The organism is Microbacterium sp. CPCC 204701 (assembly GCF_004010105.1).
GTDB lineage: Bacteria > Actinomycetota > Actinomycetes > Actinomycetales > Microbacteriaceae > Microbacterium.
Genome location: NZ_RRYE01000621.1, coordinates 1 through 1,112, shown reverse-complemented (window position 1 = coordinate 1,112; position 1,112 = coordinate 1). Strand labels below are relative to the sequence as shown.

The following is a 1,112-nucleotide window of genomic DNA, read 5'->3' as shown; positions in this document are numbered from 1 at the left end:
CATCCGGGTTCCCGCCGCCGCTCGCTTCACGTCGTCGCCCGCCGTCGGCGTCACGGCGAGGGTCGAGGGCCGCGAGGTGCGCGTCGGAGGTCCCCGCCTGCTCGACGAGCTCGGCGCATCCGACATCGCCGCGGCCGAGGCGTGGCATGCACAGGGCTCGATCGTGCTGCACGTCGTACGCGACGACGCGATCGTCGGCGGGCTCGCGCTCGCCGACGAGATCCGCCCTGAGTCGCGCGAGGCCGTCGAGGCGCTGCACCGGCTCGGCGTCGAGGTGGTGATGATCACCGGGGATGCCGAGGCCGTGGCCCGGTCGGTGGCCGAGGCCCTCGGCATCCGTCGTGTCTTCGCGGGCGTGCGCCCCGAAGACAAGGCCGCGAAGGTCGCCGAGCTGCAGGGTGAGGGCAAGAAGGTGGCGATGGTCGGCGACGGCGTGAACGACGCTCCGGCACTCGCGCGGGCCGATGTCGGCATCGCGATCGGCGCGGGCACCGATGTCGCGATCGCATCGGCCGGGGTCATCCTCGCCTCGAGCGATCCGCGGTCGGTGCTGTCGGTCATCGAGCTGTCGCGAGCGAGCTACCGCAAGATGACGCAGAACCTGTGGTGGGCGGCCGGGTACAACCTCATCTCGGTGCCGCTCGCGGCGGGCGTGCTGGCACCCATCGGCTTCGTGCTGCCGATGTCGGTCGGCGCGATCCTGATGTCGCTGTCGACGATCGTGGTGGCCCTCAACGCACAGCTGCTGCGCCGCCTCGACCTCGCTCCCGAGCGCAGCGCGAGGGCGGTGCTCGACCGCTGACCTCGCCCGCGTGCACAGTTCCGCGGGGATAGGGTTTGAAGATGACGACGACTCCTCCCGGTTGGTACGACGACGGCCACGGCGCGATGCGCTGGTGGGACGGCAGCCAGTGGACGGAGCACGTCGCGCAGCCCGACCCCGAGCCGTCGGCCGATGCGCCGACGGAGGCCGAGATCGTCGCCGCATCGGCGACGGATGCCGCACCCGGCGCTCACCCTGCGCAGCCCGGCTCTCCGGCGCAGGCGGACGGCGACCCCGCACAGTCCGGCGACCCGTCGGCCCATCCGCCGCACCCGGGCGACCCTGCGGC

Annotated in this window: 2 protein-coding genes; both read left to right on the top strand. The window is 73.0% G+C overall.

The genetic code is table 11. From position 1 onward, the window contains the following. A partial coding sequence (locus tag EIO58_RS18380) for an HAD-IC family P-type ATPase (protein ID WP_127820601.1) occupies window positions 1-802 on the top strand: 802 nt, incomplete at its 5' end. A 41-nt stretch (window positions 803-843) separates the two neighbouring features. Next, window positions 844-1,112 (top strand): DUF2510 domain-containing protein (locus EIO58_RS18375; RefSeq protein ID WP_127820600.1); only part of this gene is annotated, 269 nt, incomplete at its 3' end.